The sequence below is a fragment of the Streptomyces sp. VTCC 41912 genome, assembly GCF_045799175.1.
In the GTDB taxonomy this organism is placed as follows: domain Bacteria; phylum Actinomycetota; class Actinomycetes; order Streptomycetales; family Streptomycetaceae; genus Streptomyces; species Streptomyces albulus_C.
In genome coordinates this window covers 1-806 of the sequence record NZ_JBJMAB010000104.1, presented here as the reverse complement: position 1 = coordinate 806, position 806 = coordinate 1, and the positions used below count along the sequence as shown (strand labels likewise).

At 69.2% G+C, this 806-nt stretch carries 1 protein-coding gene; it reads left to right on the top strand.

Going from position 1 to position 806, the window contains the following annotated elements:
• Nucleotides 1-56: 56 nt before the first annotated feature.
• Nucleotides 57-770: a GvpL/GvpF family gas vesicle protein gene (locus ACJ6WD_RS41320; protein ID WP_407617821.1), complete on the top strand. Its 714-nt coding sequence runs from the start codon at nt 57-59 to the stop codon at nt 768-770.
• Nucleotides 771-806: the final 36 nt, after the last annotated feature.

The window sequence follows — 806 nt, the reverse complement described above, 5'->3', positions numbered from 1 at the left end:
CGTCGAGACGGGAACGGCCGGCGCGGCGGTCGGCGCGTCGCCGGAGGGAATGAGCCATGACTGTGTACGTCTACTCCGTGGTCTCCACCGACCATCCGCAACGCCTCGACGAACTCGACGGTGTCGGGGACCCGCCGGCGAAACTCCGCACGGTTCGGCACGGCTCACTGTCCGCGGTCGTCAGCGATGCGCCCGAGGACCTGCGGCCCAAACGCCGCGACCTCAACGCCCACCACACCGTGCAGGAGCACTTGATGGCCGACGGTGCGGTCCTCCCGCTGCAGTTCGGTTTCACGGCCGCCGACGAGGACGCGGTGCGCGCGGTCCTCGAAGAGCGCGTGGACGTGCTCACCGCCCAGTTGGCGGCGCTGGACAACTGCGTCGAGTACAACCTCAAGGTGGGCCAGGACGAGGAGGCGCTGCTGCGCCGGGTCCTGAGCGAATCGGACCAGGCACGGGCACTGAACGACGAGATCAGAAGCGGCAGCAGCAACCCCGAGTTGCCCCTCGCCCTCGGCGAACTGGTCGTCCAGGAAGTCCAGGCGCGCCAGGGCCGCCTGGCCGCGGACATCGTGGCCGCCCTCCGCGGAGCCGTGCGCCAGGAGCACCTTTCCGAGCCGGCGGCGAACGACTTCCTGAACGTCTCGTTCCTCGTGCATCGGGACGACGAGGAGGACTTCCTCGCCGCGGAGAAACAACTCGCCGACGAGCTCGGAGCGGAATTCACGGTCCGCCTCCACGGCCCGCTGCCCGCCTACAGCTTCGTCTGAGGAGGCCGGACATGGGACTGCTGACGCAGATCGCGA